Origin of the sequence: Clostridioides sp. ZZV14-6387 (genome assembly GCF_020657835.1) — a bacterium.
GTDB classification, from domain to species: domain Bacteria; phylum Bacillota; class Clostridia; order Peptostreptococcales; family Peptostreptococcaceae; genus Clostridioides; species Clostridioides difficile_A.
On record NZ_JAGWCW010000005.1, the window covers coordinates 139987 to 155228 of the forward strand.

A 15242-nucleotide genomic window follows, 5' to 3' on the forward strand; every position below is an offset into this window, starting at 1 on the left:
GAATAAAATGAATACTAACTTTAATTTTTTTATACCAACACGTGTAAAGTTTGGATGTGGGCAACTAAATCAACTCCATAGTGAGGGGTTACCAGGGAAAAAAGCATTGCTTGTCATATCAAATGGAAAATCTACGCATACTAGTGGAGCTCTTAATCGAACACAAGAACAGCTTAAAATTGCTGGAGTAGAATTTGTAATGTTTGACAAAGTACAGGCAAATCCCATTAAATCTACTATCATGGAGGGGGCTAAAGTAGCACGTGACAATAAATGTGATTTTATAGTTGCTCTAGGTGGTGGTAGTGTAATGGATGCCTCAAAAGCAATGGCTGCAATGGCCACAAATGATGGAGATATATGGGATTATATGTTTGGTGGCACAGGTGGAGAAAAAATGATTGCAAAAAATCCTCTTCCAATTGTATGTATTACTACTACTGCTGGAACTGGTTCAGAAGTTGACCAATGGGGCGTTATTACCAATGATAAAACAAATGAGAAGATGGGATTTGGTGGAGATGATAGACTTTTTCCTGTATTAGCGATTGTAGACCCTGAGCTTATGGTAACTGTGCCTTCAGAGTACACTGCATACCAAGGTTTTGATGCTCTATTTCATTCAACAGAAGTATATATTAGTAAATTTGCAAATCCTATGAGTGATATGATTGCTTTAACTGCTATCGAAAATATTGCAAATTATCTTGTTCGTGCAGTGAAAAATGGAAAAGATATGAAAGCAAGAGAACATGTTGCTTTTGCTAATACATTATCTGGTCAAGCAATGGTAATCACTAGCACTACAGCCAAACATTCAATGGAACATGCTATGAGTGCATATCATCAGAATCTTCCTCATGGAGCAGGTCTAATTATGATATCAAAAGCATTTTATGAATTTTTTATTGACAAACATGCTTGTGATGAAAGATTTATACGAATGGCGCAGGCTATGGGTATGGAGAATGCCTCAAAGCCAGAAGATTTCATCACAGCACTAGTAAACTTACAAAAAGCATGTGGAGTTGATAGCTTGAAGATGAGTGACTATGGGATTGTTTACGAAGAACTTGATGTATTAGCAAAAAATGCTCGTGATACTATGGGTGGTCTATTCCTTGCAAACCCTTGTGAAATGAGTCATGAAGAATGTGTTGAAGTTTTTGAAAAAGCATACCATTAAGGAGTGATATACAAATGATAAATTATTACAAAAAGCTAATAGGTGTGGTTCTTTGTTCTACATTGATATTTTTTCTTGTTGCATGTGAAAAACAACAAGAATCAGAATCTACTCAAAGTAAAACACCTGAAACGAGTGAATCGTTAAAATCTGATAATGAAACAATTAAAATAGAAGATGCACGTATCTTAGTTGCTTATTTTTCTCGTATTGGTAATTCAGATACTCCAAATGAAACAGAAGCTGTATCCTCTGCAAGTGTAAATATTAGAAACAATGTAATTGAAGGAAATACTGAAATTGTTGCAAAGATGATTCAAAGTAAAACTGGTGGTGATATATCTCTTATAGAAATGGAAAATAAATATCCATCTGATTATAGTGTTATTGAAAATCAAGGTCGTGATGAACGAAATGATAACATTCGTCCAGTACTTTTAAATAATAGAAGTGATATAGACTCTTATGACATAATTTTCCTTGGATATCCTAATTGGTGGGGTGACATGCCAATGGCAGTGTACAGTTTTTTAGAAGAATATGATTTCTCAAATAAAATTATCATACCATTTTGTACTAGTGGTGGTAGTGGATTTTCAAACAGTATTGAGAATATTAGAAAAGAACAGCCTCAAGCGACAATTAAAGATGGTCTAGCTATTAGTCAAACACTTCCAGATGGTACAGAAGATGAGATAAACACATGGTTGTCTAATCTTGGATTAACAAAATAAATATATAATAATTAATCGAAAAGGGGAATAAAAGTATGGGAAAAAATGTTTGTATAATATCTACTAGTCCACGAAAAAATGGAAATTCTGAAGAACTAGCAGATGAATTTGCAAGAGGGGTAAGAGAGCAAGGTAATGAAGTGGAAAAGATTACTCTGTATGATAAAAATATTAATTTTTGTATTGGCTGTCTTGCTTGCCAAACAACGTGTCAATGTGTACTAAAAGATGATGCAAATGACATCATTAAAAAAATGTGTAATTCTGATGTACTTGTATTTGCTAGTCCAATATATTTTTATGAAATGACTGGACAAATGAAAACACTTTTGGATAGAACGAATCCAATTTTTCCAGCGGAGTATACTTTTAGTGATATTTATTTACTTGCAACAGCAGCAGATGTTAATGAAAGTGCCATGGATGGTGCACTTAAAGGGTTGCAGGGATGGATTGACTGTTTTGAAAAAGCAAGATTGGCTGGTGTAGTAAGAAGAACTGGGTTAGACCAAATTGGTGCAATTAAAAATGATACAGATATACTGAAACAAGCTTACGAAATGGGAAAATCTATTTAAGAAAACTAACATATAAGAAAATAAATTGTTGAAAAACATGAAACTCATTGATTAGCAAATAAGATTTACTTATCGATAAAAGGAGAATTTTGTATGCGTAAAATAAGAAAATGGATTATATTTTTGGCTATATTAACTAGTAGCTTTGTTTTATCAGCATGTAACAATACATCATCAGCTAAGACAAAGGCAGATGATTTAAATGTATCTCAAGTCCCAAATAATCAAAGTATAAATGCAACTGATAAAATAAATACCACTAATAAAATAAATACTACTAATAAAGTAAATTCTAATGACAAAGTAAATAGCCATGACAAAATAAATGAACATGAAATCCGTATTAAGTTAACATTTGATGATAAAGAAGCAATTGCTGTGCTTGAAAATAATCCAACCACACAAAGTTTGATTATTCAGCTTCCAATAACAGTTTCCTTTGACGACTTTGCAGGTGCAGAAAAAATTGCCTATACTCCAACAGAACTTTCTCAAAAAGAATCACCTAGTGGCTATAACCCAGATATTGGAGATATTACATGTTATGGTCCTTGGGGTAATCTAGCAATATATTACAAAGACCAACCTTATGCCAATGGATTGATTCCTATGGGGTATTTTGAATCTGGTTTAGAAGAGTTGAGTAATATGGAGAAGGGAGTTAGAGTTACTATAGAAAAAATGTAAAGTTATATACTTTAAAGGAGTGCTTAAATATGTCCCCAAAAAGAACCTTACAAATCCTTTTTGATGTTGGAATGATTGGAATGTTACCAATTATAATGGCATATGAACTGGTTGGAGAATCTACACACGAATGGCTAGGATTAACGATATTTATTATATTCATTCTACATAATATTTTAAATTATAGGTGGTATAAAAATATACTAAAAGGTCGGTATTCATGTACTAGAATTATCCTACTCATAGTAAATATTCTATTACTTGTTTGTATGGTATGTTTAATGCTCAGTGGAATAATTCTCTCAAATCATGTTTTTGTTTTTCTGCCAATACATAATGGTATATCATTAGCCAGAATAGTACATTTACTTGCTTCTTATTGGGGGTTTGTGCTGATGTCAATACATCTCGGTCTTCACTGGAGAATCATGATAAATACTGTAAATAGTATGTTTTATATTAAAAATTCAAAAATTAGAGTTTGTATTTTAAGAAGCATTTCTACTGTGGTAGTTGTTTATGGTATTTATGCATTTGTACAGCAAAACATTATAGATTATATGTTTCTTGTTAATCAATTTGTATTCTTTGATAAAGAACGCTCAATAATTTTGTTTTTTATTGATTATTTGTCAATTATGGGGATGATTGTGTGTATTGTGAGTTGTATTTCAAATTATTTTCAAAAATTTGCCTTGTTAAAACAGAAATCTAAAGCATTACATAACTGAATCAATATGCATATAAATTAAAAAAACATTAGTCACATGGCTAATGTTTTTTATTAATTAAATTTTATTAATTAAATAATATTCTGTTCTTTATAAATAATCATCTATAATGTAGTGTAATCTTTTTTCATATTATTTTAATATGCTTTTAGTTTTAATAATATCAATACTAGAGTAAATCAAAGGATAATAAGAAAAAATAAAAGTAGTTGTAAAGCTTGTAATTACTTGCTTCTATACTAATTACTATACCACAAAATAACAAAAAAATCAAGTCGAGTAATCCCTCAACTTAAGTGATATACTAGGTATTAACAATTTTTTATTAATAAAATATAACTAGAGGCTAATCTATGTTTTTTCAATTTCTTTAATTAAATTGACCTCTAATTAAGTAATTATAAGGAGAAATATTATGAACTTAACAAAAGGATTAGATGTTTTAAAAGTTTCATCACATGTATTGGGAGAAAATAAAGTTATGTATATTCCTGTAATCTATACAGAAGATGAGGCAACTCTTGTTGATACTGGTCTTCCAGGTCAAGGAGAGTTGATAATTGAGGCTCTTAACAAAAGTAATACAAGCTTCGATAAATTAAAAAATATAATAATCACTCATCATGATATAGACCATATAGGAAACATAAATTACTTAAGAGAAAAGTCTGAAAATAATATCAAAGTATACGCATACAAAAGTGAAATTAGCTATATAACAGGGGAAGAGACTCCTTATAAACTTTATATGCTAGAACAAATGGTGAATAATATTGATGATAAGATGCTTAGTATGTTAAATGTTATGGGACTTGGATTTAAATCATCATACACTAAAGTAGATGTATCTTTGGATGACCATGAAGTTTTAAATTTAGGCGAGGAAGTAGAAGTCATACATACAGGTGGTCACACTAGAGGTCATATATGCCTTTATTTAAAGAAATCTAAAGTACTTATTGCTGGTGATTTGTTACAGATAAAGGATGGGGAACTCGAGCAAGTTGATGTGATGCATAGCAACAAACAAGAGTTGGAAGATGCTATCAAAAACATAAGTAATTATGATATAGAGGAAGTAGTTTTTAGTCATGGCGGATTGTTTCAAAACAATATAACTGAGGCATTAAAAAATATAGTTATTGAATAGTATTATTATCAAATAGTATTATGTGATTTAAAATAATCTACAATAATTTCTTAAATTACTTAAAATAATGCCTGAATGTGAAGCAGGAAAATTAAAGATAAGTAATAAAAAAATCCTTAGAATCTATTTATTTAAATTCTAAGGATTTTTTTAAGTTCTAAAGATGTTATTAAGTTCTAAAGATGTTATTAAGTTGTAAGGATATTAATTTTGATATTAAATCTTTAAGTTCTAAGGATATTAAATTTATTACAAACATATCTCTAAAGTCGAAGTTAGTTGCTAATCACATTGTTCATACCTTTTATTTTTAATAAAATTCTAGTAACTAAAAATAATATAGGTAACTCTATCAAAGGACCGATTATAAGTGCTAATGATATTAAAGGTTTATCTGGAAAAGTAGCTACTGCAATAGCTAATGCTATTGGAGGGTTTCTAGCAAGTGTAGTTAAATTTAGGGATACACTATCCTCATAACTTAGATTAATTGCTTTACTTATAACTCTAACAAAAATAAAGTTTATAATAAAAAATATTAATATTGGTACTAGTAAAATAAATAAGATTTGATAATTTTCTAGTAGTATTTTTCCTTGAGATGCGAACATTGCAACTATAGCTATGTTTAAAAAATATCCTTGGAAATCACATGCCTTTGAAGTTATTCTGAATATATTTGTATGAATTCTATTTGACCCATTAAGATACCTAGAAGTACCATTCCTAAAATAATAAAACTCTGAAACTTATTTACTTCTTCCATGTAGACTTCCTTTATTCGAAAATTAATTTTAATTGAAAATTCATATCAATTATTAAATTATAACACGATAATTGATTTTTAAAAACTCATTTAAAAAATAATTACGTATTGTGGATTTTGCACAAAATAAATGCCCATATAATCATTCATTAGAATTATAAGGGCATTTTAGTAGTTAATTTTAATATTAAATTAATGTACTCATTTATGTAATCTATAAATCTTTTAACTTTTCAACTATTAATTTATTATTAATCTTTGATGGTTCAAACTCAATAATCTCGTAATCACCAAGTTTGTTAATATAAAAAGGGTCTTCTTGGATAATTTTATTAACTTCTTCTTTATCAGCATTGCATAAAATTATTCCACCTATTCTAGGATTTTTTCTTCCAGAGCATATGAATTTATTATTTGCATAATATTTATTTAAAAATTCTATATGTGCATCTAGTTTTTCTTCAATTTTATTTAGTTCAACTGTATATGTTATATTTACTATTACCATATGTACATCTCCTTAGATAAAGTATATTTAATACATTTAAACTATCACTTCTAAGTTACAAAGTCAAATATAAAGCTAATGTAATACGATTGTATGATGTTAAATTTTATTAAAAAATAAAACAAAGTATAATGTGATAAAAAAGGTAATCATTCAAGAAGTATTGGTCAAAGCCATTGGATGTTTAGGTGTAACACATTTTGCAACTAAGGTAGGTAAGCTTTGGGAAATGTGATATAATACTATATTAGTATTTTGAGTTAACAAATTAGTTTAATTATGATTTTATAGAATTAATGACAATTAGTTTAGTTCACTAATTGCCATTAATTAAAACTTACTATTTCTGGGCTAATAAATTGAAACACCCTTTGTTGATAATTTTTTTAAAGCCTTTTCTGTAGAATTTACACTTTTACCAAGAACACCATTCTTTATGATATTAACATGGTACCCTCTGTTTATTGCTCCTAATGCTGTCTTATAAACACAAGCTGAAGAGTCTAATCCAACAATTGAGATTGTATCAACTTTATTTTCTTTTAGAGATTCACTAAAACTTTTGGATGTAAAGGAATCTTGCTGATGTTTAACAAACACTTCATTATTTTCGACCTTTAAATCACTACAAATGGAAGCTCCCTTTGACCCTTGAAAAAGGCAACCACCCATTGAAATAAGGCAAAATAGAAAATCAAAGTGATGAAATTCTTGACAGATATATACTATTTTTTGTCCTTGTTCTTTAGCTTCAATGATAATTCTATTTACACTACTTACAAATTCCTCTTTTTGAGGATAAATTCCATCTTTTCCACACATAGCTTCTTGCATATCAATAACCAACAAAATCTTTTGAGGTTCTTGAAAATCTTGTATTTTTTCTCCTTTTGTAGGGCGTATAAATACAATCATTCTAATAATCAAAATTATAAGAAGAAAGTATGATATGGCAGTGGGCGTAAAAGAACACAATGCAGCAAATATGATAATACTACATAGTTGTACAAAAGTATAGAAACCTTTCATAAATAAGTCTCCTTTTAGTTTATATTTTTAATATTTGGATAATATTACTTTTATTTTTAATGATATGTGCTCTTACTTTTTGTACTTTGTAATAAAAGCATTGAAAGCAGTAATAAGTAGTTGTTTTTCTTCTTCAACTGTAAGAATTAGACTTCCTTTGTAGACTAAACAAGCAATACCATGAGTATAAATCCATATATTATAAAATAATTCTTTTGCCTGTTCAAAACTAAGCGAACCTTCACTAGCAGCACTATTCACCACAAAATCAAGTTGTTTAGATGCTTGTTCATTTAAATTATAATTTATAGTACTATGTTGCATAATAGCTTCAAACAAATTTGGGTATTCTTTGGCAAAGTTAATATATCCAAGTCCATAAGTTAAAAAAGCAGAATCATCTAAAGAGTAATCACCGATATATTGAGAAGGATAATCACTGATATATTGAGTATGAAATGTATGGATTTTTTCCTCTACAGAAACACGCAAATCTTCAACTGTCTGGAATTCTCGAAAAATTGGGGCAACTGATGTACCTAGTACTAGTGCAACTTTCTGAGCAGTGATTACAGTAACACCTTCATTTTTGGCTACTTCAAATCCTGCATTTATGATTGCATCTCTATCTGTTTTTATTTTAGGTGGCATAAGCTCAACTCCTTAAAATAGTAATTGTTATCTAACAAGTACTATTTTATACTCTAAAAAAAACACTGTCAAGTAAACATAGTAAAAGATATAATTTATTCTAAATTGTATCTTTGATTTAGATATTAAATATAGCATTACAAGTATTTTAGATAATAGTTTATATACTACAATTTGAAAGTTTTATAATACTTAAGTTGAAAAATATAATAATTGTGAACTTTGTTACCTTATAAATATTTTTTTATTATTTTTACGATATATAATAATTATTGTAATTGATTTTGTGAAATTATTACTGTAATATCTAATTATATAGATAAGGAAGTGGAGTGATAACTATGTGTTTAAAAAAATTATCAAAATTAGAGTTAGTTATTATGAAATTTATTTGGAATTTAGATATAAAAACAAATTCATATGAGGTTATTGATTATATGCAAGAAGAGCATAATTTACCAGAGAAAGTAGCTTTAAAAACTCTATCAAAATTATCAAAGAAAAAATTCTTATACGTACAAGAAACGAGTAAATGTACATACTATACCGTTGCAATCAAAGAAAATTCGTACTTTGAATTTATATCAAGAAATGTACAAAGCCTTTTGAAGAATATTTTTATAAATAATTTATTAGTGTCATTTCATGAAGAGGAGTTAACAGCAGAGAAGATAGACTCATTGGAAAATTGGGTGATAAACTGGGAAGAAGTTTGTATATAATCTAAAAAGAGTTTTATAATGGTTTATTTACAGTTATAAAGCTCTTTTTAACTGTGTAAATTTAATATAAAATAAGAAACCAGTTATATAGGAATCAATAAAAGGAGGTTTTGTAATATGAAAAATGAGATAGTAGTTATTGCTCCTTCTAATCTATTTTCAGATACTGTATATGAAGTGCTTGAAGAATTACATATAAAAATTCCATCATATATTGCTACAGGTAAAGAAACCATAGAATTAGCAGATAATCTAATTAACTCAGGCACTAAAGTAATAATTACTCGTGGTCAAAATGTTGATTTATTGCGTAAACATGTTTCAATACCCATAGTAGACATTGGATACAAATACGAAGACATATTTTATTCATATAAAAAAGCACTTAAGTATTCCTCAAAAATAGGATTTATAGGTCTAGAATCATCATATAAGACAGCTAAACGATTCAGAGAAATCTCAAATTTTGATTTAGAAATACCTAAATTAAATTCTCTTTATGAGTTTGAACATACAATAAAAGAATTAATTGATGATGGTATTGAAATTTTCATAGGTGGTAAAACAACAAAAGAAATCACTTCTAAATATAATAAACCTTGTATAGAAACTGAAGTAGAAAAATCTTCTATTCATGCATCTATCAATGAAGCAATTCATCTATATAACATAGGAATTGAAAAGAGAATAAATAACTCTATTACAGAGGAAATTTTAGAATGTACTCATAGTGGGATAATCGCCATTGATAAAAATCACTCACAACTTTTTATAAATAATCAAGCAAAAAGATTACTATTTAACCAAGTTGATAAATTTATAAAAGATTATTTAACCTCTAGTGATATTTTAGATTCACTTAAAAATGGACACTCTCTATGCAATAACATAATTAATTTTAAAGGTTCTTCTCTTACATTTGACTGTTTTCCTATCATAATTGATAATTTACATTTTGGATGTGTTGCAATTATACAAGACATAGAAAATATTCAATCTACAGAAAAAGAAATAAGAGAAAGTCTGATTTCAAAATCTCATTGTGCAAAGAGTTCTTTTAATGATATATTAGGTTCGAGTGATGCATTAATGCACTCAGTAAACATGGCAAAGAAATTTGCTAAATCTGATTCCACAATTATAATTACTGGAGAATCTGGTACTGGTAAAGAAATATTTGCTCAAAGTATCCATAATTACAGTAATAGATTTGATGGACCTTTTGTGGCTATAAACTGTGCAGCGATACCTGAGAACATACTTGAAAGTGAACTGTTTGGGTATGTAAAAGGTGCTTTTACAGGTGCAAGAAACGAAGGCAAAGCAGGTGTATTTGAATTAGCACATAATGGAACTATATTTTTAGATGAAATAGGAGAGATTTCTAAAGATGTACAAGTCAAACTGCTTAGAGTATTGCAGGAGAGAGAAGTTACTAGAATAGGTGATACTAAAGTTGTACCTATTAATGTAAGGGTTATAACAGCTACTAATAAAAATTTAGTAGAGCAGATTGACAACAATAACTTTAGAGAAGATTTATTTTACAGGCTTTGTGTGTTGAAATTGGATTTGCCTCCTCTTAGAGAGAGAAAAGAAGATATAGAGCAACTGACATATGCTATTATATCTCAATATAATAAACCAGTTTCAATATCTGATTCTGCACTTAAACTATTAAGTAGATATGATTTTCCTGGTAATATAAGACAGTTAAAAAATATAGTGGAGAGATTGGTCGTTATGTGTGATGATAATTTTATAGATGAATACTTGGTTTCTGACATATTAATTTCTGAACCACATTTTAGAAAGGATACAAATTCAGCACCACCAACCGATTATTCTCCTACTTTGGTGGATAATAAGATTGTAAATTATGAAAAAAAATTAATTCTTGAAACATTAGAGAAAAATAATGGAGTAAAATCTGCCACTGCAAGTCAACTAGGGATTAGTACTACTACTCTTTGGCGTAAACTTAAAAAATATGAGCTTTCTAATTAAATAAAATAATAATTAAGTAAAATGTTCATTAAATAAAATAAAAATACGATTAACTAAATTGATAGTTAATCGTATTTTAAAATTTATATGTATAAATATTTTATAGATATAGAGTAGAGGTCATTTATTATTATGCTCTGTAAACATCATCTATAATTTCTACACCTTTTTTTTCTAACGTTTCTTTTACCCAGTCTCTATTTGCAGTTCCTTCAGAAGCATTTAGCACCTTAGCATGGTCTTGTTGAGCATTTGCTTCTGCTTTCTCAATAAGGTCTACTGCATCATTTTTAGGAATTACGATTACACCATCTTGGTCTCCTAGTATTATATCACCTGGATTAACAGCAATCCCACCTATAGATATAGGAACATTTACCTCACCAGGACCTTCTTTATATGGACCACCTGGAGTAGTTCCTGTAGCATATATTGGACAATTAGACTTTGATATAACATCAATATCTCTTATTGGACCATCTATTACTATTCCAGCTACTTTTTTGAAATCTGCAAGATATTTGTACATTATTTCTCCCATAATAGCTTGTGTTCTATCTCCATTATTAGATAGTATTATTATATCTCCCTCTTGAGCTATATTAAGAGCTTGATGAAGCATTAAATTATCTCCTGGTCTTGATTTTACTGTTAATGCAACTCCACACATTTTGTTTTGTGGTGAAGACATTAACTTTATTTCTGAACTTAATGCACTTGACCTATACATACAATCTCCCACATTTGCTGCTGGTAATACACTGAATCTTTTTACAAGTTCTTTATCTGGTAAGTCTCTTTTTAAATATACTCTATTTCCTATTGTCATTTTAAATTCCTCCTAATAAGTGTTTATTGTTTACTAATCATTGTATATAGTTGCATTATCCCAATCTATTGATTTTACTGGCCATGTAGGATTTTTACCTTCAAATACTTCATTAACTCCAATTGCAGAGTGTAAAGAGGCTCTATTAGTAGCTTCTTTAGTTGCTGCTCCTATATGAGGAGATACCACAACATTATCTAAATACAATATAGGATTTTTTGAATCAACTGGTTCTTGTTGTAATACATCTAAACCAGCGCCTGCTATAATATTATCTCTACATGCTTCATATAAGGCTTGTTCATCTACAACACTTCCTCTTGCTGAATTTATAAAAAACGCTGTTTCTTTCATCATATTAAACTGTTCTTTTCCTATAAAATTTTTAGTAATAGAAGTTGTTGGACAGTGAACAGAAACAAAATCACTTTCTTTATATATCTTGTCTATATCCCTAGTTACTTCTATGCCTTTTGGGAAATCTTTAGATGATTTATATGGGTCATATGCAACCACTTTCATATTAAATCCATCCATACACATCTTAGCAACTCTTGAACCTATGTTTCCACATCCAATAATTCCTACAGTTTTTCCATCAAGCTCACATTTAGGAGTTCTTAATTTAGCTTTATAATAGTCATCTATAAAGCTTTTTCTTACTTTTGTATAATTTCTAGAGCAATATAACATATACATTAGTGTTACTTCTGCAACAGAAGTACTATTTGCTACTGGACAATACAATACTTGAACACCAAATTCTTTTGCAGCTTCCAAGTCTACAGTATCAAATCCTGCACCATGACGTACTATTACTTTTAAGTTATCAGCAGCTTCAAATACCTCTCTTGTTATTTTAGATAACCTAACTATAATTGCATCAATACCTTTTATATCATTTATTATATCTTTAGTATCCATACCTGAACCAGTTATTAGTTCATGTCCTCTACTTTCTAAGTAATCTCTTCCTTCTTGCATTATTTCTTGCGGTAATAATATTTTCCAACCCATTTTCTTCCTCCTAATTAATTTTCATATATGTAATCTGGGGCACAATATACTATAAATCCATCTTTTATGGTCATTTCTGTTTTTAATAATTTATCTGCCTCGAATTTACTACCTTTCCAATCTGTATAAATTTGTTTAATATTCATGATGTCAAATATTGCTACATCTGCATTTGCACCTTCTGATAAGCATCCTATCTGATTTTCCATTTTCATAAGTTTAGCTGGATTCTGTGTTGTCATTTTTACAACATCATATAGACTTATTCCCATACATATGTATCTAGACATAAGGTTTGGCAGAGAGAATATAGGTCTTCTAAACATGCTTGCCAATACCAAATCTGTGCTACAAATATCAGCTATAAACCCTTGTTCCTTTGCTTTTAACATGACTTCAAAATCCCCATGTTTTCGACCTTCTCCTGTATCAAATATGATTCCTCTTTCCCTTGCTTTCTTCACACATTCATATAAATTTCCACTTGAGTCGAGGATAGTATTTTGAACGCCTTGATATACATGTTCAAATATATCTCCTGGTCTTAATATGTTTAATACTTCTTCTGTAGGAACTGGTAAATTTGTACAATGAACTTCAACAGGACATCCTATTTTTTCAGCTATTTTAATAGTTTCTTTTAATGGTTCTATTCCTAGACCTTCTACTAAATTTTCACTTAATCTTATTTTTAGACCTAATATATTATCTTTATTTTCATTGTATATTCGTTCTATTTTTTCATGATTAAAATATTTTGGGTCAATACATTCATGGTAGCTAGTAGTTACCAAACCTGCTGAGCAAACTTGCAAGAAACTTTTTATATTAACTTTACTTCTAGCCACAATTGAAGATTTAAATAGTTGGTAATTTGCTACTCCTGCTGAACAATCAATTGCACTAGTAACACCTGTTGGAAGATATGTACTATCTGGATATATGCCAATTTCAGTTCCATCTGCAAACATATGAGCATGTGCATCAATCAACCCAGGAAAAACAAATTTACCTCTTGCATCTATTGTGTGTTTTGCTTTATCACCATGTTTATATTCAGTTACTTTTCCATTGTATATAGCAATTGTTTTATTTCCATTTACATTGTTTTTAGGGTCTATTACATGACCATTTACAATAAGTAAATCTAGCATAATTATTCATCTCCAATATATAAATTTAATGTGTACTTACCATAATCCAATTATTTTCCAGTAAGGTAAACCTATTACTAAGAATATTGCTAATGCAACCATTACCATGATAGTACCTACTTTCCAGAAGTCTTTTTGAGATACATATCCTGATGCAAAGGCTATAAGACCAGCTCCATTTCCATAATGAGTCAATAAAGCTCCATAACTTGCAAAGAATGCTAATAATAATGTAACTATCATTGGGTTTGCTTTAGTAGATAAAACTATTGCAAATAGTACAGGATAAAAAGATGCTACAAAAGCACTATTTGATACAAAGAAGTATCTAACTGCTAAACTTACTAATAATAGAACTATTGTAACTAATAATCCATTTATATCTGATAGATTAAGTACAGTACCCAATTTATCAGCTAACCAATTGTAAAACCCTGCATCAGCTAATGAACCGGCAATACCATAAAATGCACCATACCATATAAATACATTCCATGCTCCTTTAGCACCAATAACATCATCCCAATCTAAAATACCTGCTATAAGGACTAATGCTAAGAATACAAATCCTACTACCTGCATATTTAAGTTTATAAAAGGTATTTTTTCACCAAACATCCATCCAAGAATTGCAAGAATAAAGAATACAACTAGTATCTTTTCTTGTTTTGTAATAGTACCTAATGATTCCAAATCTTTTCTTATCTGTGGTTTAATATCTGTTAAATGAGTTAAACCTGGTTTGTATATCTTATATACTATAAGTGGTGCTACTAGTAAGAATAAACCTGCTGGTACGACTGATGCCATAAACCAAGTTCCCCAAGTTAAGTTAACACCTAACATACTTGATGCCAAAGAAACTGTTATCGCATTGGTTGCCATACCTGTCAAAAATAATGCTGCTGTCCCTTGAGATACTACATATGTTAATACTGTTAAATATGCACCTAATTTTTTAGGCTCATCATCAGGTTTAGAACCTGCACCTTCTGCTATATTTCTAAATATAGGGTATATAATAGTTGTTCTAGATGAATTTGAACCTGTAGCAGGGCTAAGTATTAAATCACTTATCATCATTAGGTATCCAAGCCCTAAGGTAGAATCTCCTGCTCTTAGTAAAAGGTTATATGCCATACGTTTTCCTAATCCTGTCTTTACAAAAGCTGTACAAACAATAGTTACAACAACTAAAAACCAAGTCATCTTATCTGAATATCCATGAAGTAGTATTGACTCGTCCATAAACATAAGTGCTACACCTACAATGATTAAAGTGATGATTGGTTCTTTAAATGGTTTAATAACAAGACCTGCTAGTAAACCTAGATATAAAGCAACAATATCCCAAGTTTCTTTTTTTAATCCTTGTGGTGCAGGTAAGCTCCATACGATTATTGGTATAGCTGCAACAAGTAAGAATTTCATCAACTGTTTTTTATTCATTTTTTTCTCCTTATTTTATTTTAGATTTATACTAAGTTATAAAA

At 29.3% G+C, this 15242-nt stretch carries 16 protein-coding genes; 8 read left to right on the top strand and 8 right to left on the bottom strand.

The window, feature by feature from the left end; genetic code table 11:
• Positions 1 to 7 precede the first annotated feature (7 nt).
• From KGF38_RS04930 to KGF38_RS04955, 6 genes are all read left to right on the top strand, one after another.
• Positions 8 to 1186 (top strand): iron-containing alcohol dehydrogenase, encoded by a 1179-nt coding sequence (locus KGF38_RS04930; protein WP_074179125.1) that lies wholly within the window; start codon positions 8 to 10, stop codon positions 1184 to 1186.
• Positions 1187 to 1200: 14 nt separating this feature from the next.
• A complete protein-coding gene (locus tag KGF38_RS04935; RefSeq protein WP_054269178.1) occupies positions 1201 to 1920 on the top strand; it encodes a flavodoxin in 720 nt (239 codons plus the stop codon).
• 35 nt (positions 1921 to 1955) lie between these two features.
• Entirely contained in the window at positions 1956 to 2498 is a 543-nt protein-coding gene (locus KGF38_RS04940; RefSeq protein ID WP_074179126.1) for a flavodoxin family protein, read from the top strand.
• A gap of 93 nt (positions 2499 to 2591) precedes the next feature.
• The gene (locus KGF38_RS04945; RefSeq protein WP_079770267.1) at positions 2592 to 3185 is read left to right on the top strand and encodes a cyclophilin-like fold protein; all 594 of its coding nucleotides are present in this window, start codon (positions 2592 to 2594) and stop codon (positions 3183 to 3185) included.
• Positions 3186 to 3214: 29 nt separating this feature from the next.
• Complete coding sequence (locus KGF38_RS04950; RefSeq protein WP_074179127.1) at positions 3215 to 3916, top strand: DUF4405 domain-containing protein; 702 nt, start codon at positions 3215 to 3217, stop codon at positions 3914 to 3916.
• 415 nt (positions 3917 to 4331) lie between these two features.
• Positions 4332 to 5066: an MBL fold metallo-hydrolase gene (locus KGF38_RS04955; protein ID WP_074179128.1), complete on the top strand. Its 735-nt coding sequence runs from the start codon at positions 4332 to 4334 to the stop codon at positions 5064 to 5066.
• 275 nt (positions 5067 to 5341) lie between these two features.
• On the opposite strand, the gene KGF38_RS04960 is transcribed toward KGF38_RS04955, so the two are convergent.
• The 4 genes from KGF38_RS04960 to KGF38_RS04975 all read right to left on the bottom strand — a co-directional run bounded on the left by KGF38_RS04960 (position 5342) and on the right by KGF38_RS04975 (position 8020).
• Positions 5342 to 5677, bottom strand: coding sequence for an arsenic resistance protein (locus KGF38_RS04960; RefSeq protein WP_074179129.1), 336 nt, complete (start codon positions 5675 to 5677; stop codon positions 5342 to 5344).
• 369 nt (positions 5678 to 6046) lie between these two features.
• Positions 6047 to 6340 (bottom strand): YciI family protein, encoded by a 294-nt coding sequence (locus KGF38_RS04965; RefSeq protein WP_054269183.1) that lies wholly within the window; start codon positions 6338 to 6340, stop codon positions 6047 to 6049.
• 351 nt (positions 6341 to 6691) lie between these two features.
• Positions 6692 to 7369, bottom strand: a complete 678-nt coding sequence (locus tag KGF38_RS04970) for an isochorismatase family cysteine hydrolase (protein WP_054275901.1) — start codon at positions 7367 to 7369, stop codon at positions 6692 to 6694.
• A gap of 72 nt (positions 7370 to 7441) precedes the next feature.
• On the bottom strand, positions 7442 to 8020 hold the full coding sequence (locus tag KGF38_RS04975) for a WHG domain-containing protein (RefSeq protein ID WP_054269185.1): 579 nt from the start codon (positions 8018 to 8020) through the stop codon (positions 7442 to 7444).
• 341 nt (positions 8021 to 8361) lie between these two features.
• Between KGF38_RS04975 and KGF38_RS04980 the strand changes: the two genes are divergently transcribed.
• Positions 8362 to 8742, top strand: a complete 381-nt coding sequence (locus KGF38_RS04980; protein ID WP_227832246.1) for a BlaI/MecI/CopY family transcriptional regulator — start codon at positions 8362 to 8364, stop codon at positions 8740 to 8742.
• 117 nt (positions 8743 to 8859) lie between these two features.
• Positions 8860 to 10749, top strand: a complete 1890-nt coding sequence (locus KGF38_RS04985; RefSeq protein ID WP_227832247.1) for a sigma-54-dependent Fis family transcriptional regulator — start codon at positions 8860 to 8862, stop codon at positions 10747 to 10749.
• A gap of 130 nt (positions 10750 to 10879) precedes the next feature.
• On the opposite strand, the gene KGF38_RS04990 is transcribed toward KGF38_RS04985, so the two are convergent.
• Genes KGF38_RS04990 through KGF38_RS05005 form a run of 4 tightly spaced genes read right to left on the bottom strand, consistent with a single transcriptional unit; the run spans position 10880 to position 15198 of the window.
• A complete protein-coding gene (locus KGF38_RS04990) occupies positions 10880 to 11578 on the bottom strand; it encodes an RraA family protein (RefSeq protein ID WP_054275904.1) in 699 nt (232 codons plus the stop codon).
• 33 nt (positions 11579 to 11611) lie between these two features.
• Positions 11612 to 12595: a hydroxyacid dehydrogenase gene (locus tag KGF38_RS04995; protein WP_167640582.1), complete on the bottom strand. Its 984-nt coding sequence runs from the start codon at positions 12593 to 12595 to the stop codon at positions 11612 to 11614.
• A gap of 14 nt (positions 12596 to 12609) precedes the next feature.
• Positions 12610 to 13749 carry an amidohydrolase family protein gene (locus KGF38_RS05000; RefSeq protein ID WP_054269190.1) on the bottom strand — a complete coding sequence of 380 codons (1140 nt, stop codon included), beginning with the start codon at positions 13747 to 13749 and terminating at the stop codon, positions 12610 to 12612.
• Positions 13750 to 13785: 36 nt separating this feature from the next.
• Positions 13786 to 15198: a DASS family sodium-coupled anion symporter gene (locus tag KGF38_RS05005; RefSeq protein ID WP_054269191.1), complete on the bottom strand. Its 1413-nt coding sequence runs from the start codon at positions 15196 to 15198 to the stop codon at positions 13786 to 13788.
• Between the last annotated feature and the right edge of the window lie 44 nt (positions 15199 to 15242).

Bases quoted from the DNA above. Each gene is read 5' to 3' on its own strand.
- KGF38_RS04930 (WP_074179125.1), top strand. From the start codon at position 8: ATGAATACTAACTTTAATTTTTTTATACCAACACGTGTAAAGTTTGGA.
- KGF38_RS04965 (WP_054269183.1), bottom strand. From the start codon at position 6,340: ATGGTAATAGTAAATATAACATATACAGTTGAACTAAATAAAATTGAA.
- KGF38_RS04980 (WP_227832246.1), top strand. From the start codon at position 8,362: ATGTGTTTAAAAAAATTATCAAAATTAGAGTTAGTTATTATGAAATTT.
- KGF38_RS05005 (WP_054269191.1), bottom strand. From the start codon at position 15,198: ATGAATAAAAAACAGTTGATGAAATTCTTACTTGTTGCAGCTATACCA.
- KGF38_RS04985 (WP_227832247.1), top strand. From the start codon at position 8,860: ATGAAAAATGAGATAGTAGTTATTGCTCCTTCTAATCTATTTTCAGAT.
- KGF38_RS05000 (WP_054269190.1), bottom strand. From the start codon at position 13,749: ATGCTAGATTTACTTATTGTAAATGGTCATGTAATAGACCCTAAAAAC.
- KGF38_RS04950 (WP_074179127.1), top strand. From the start codon at position 3,215: ATGTCCCCAAAAAGAACCTTACAAATCCTTTTTGATGTTGGAATGATT.
- KGF38_RS04940 (WP_074179126.1), top strand. From the start codon at position 1,956: ATGGGAAAAAATGTTTGTATAATATCTACTAGTCCACGAAAAAATGGA.
- KGF38_RS04945 (WP_079770267.1), top strand. From the start codon at position 2,592: ATGCGTAAAATAAGAAAATGGATTATATTTTTGGCTATATTAACTAGT.
- KGF38_RS04935 (WP_054269178.1), top strand. From the start codon at position 1,201: ATGATAAATTATTACAAAAAGCTAATAGGTGTGGTTCTTTGTTCTACA.
- KGF38_RS04990 (WP_054275904.1), bottom strand. From the start codon at position 11,578: ATGACAATAGGAAATAGAGTATATTTAAAAAGAGACTTACCAGATAAA.
- KGF38_RS04995 (WP_167640582.1), bottom strand. From the start codon at position 12,595: ATGGGTTGGAAAATATTATTACCGCAAGAAATAATGCAAGAAGGAAGA.
- KGF38_RS04975 (WP_054269185.1), bottom strand. From the start codon at position 8,020: ATGCCACCTAAAATAAAAACAGATAGAGATGCAATCATAAATGCAGGA.
- KGF38_RS04960 (WP_074179129.1), bottom strand. From the start codon at position 5,677: ATGTTCGCATCTCAAGGAAAAATACTACTAGAAAATTATCAAATCTTA.
- KGF38_RS04955 (WP_074179128.1), top strand. From the start codon at position 4,332: ATGAACTTAACAAAAGGATTAGATGTTTTAAAAGTTTCATCACATGTA.
- KGF38_RS04970 (WP_054275901.1), bottom strand. From the start codon at position 7,369: ATGAAAGGTTTCTATACTTTTGTACAACTATGTAGTATTATCATATTT.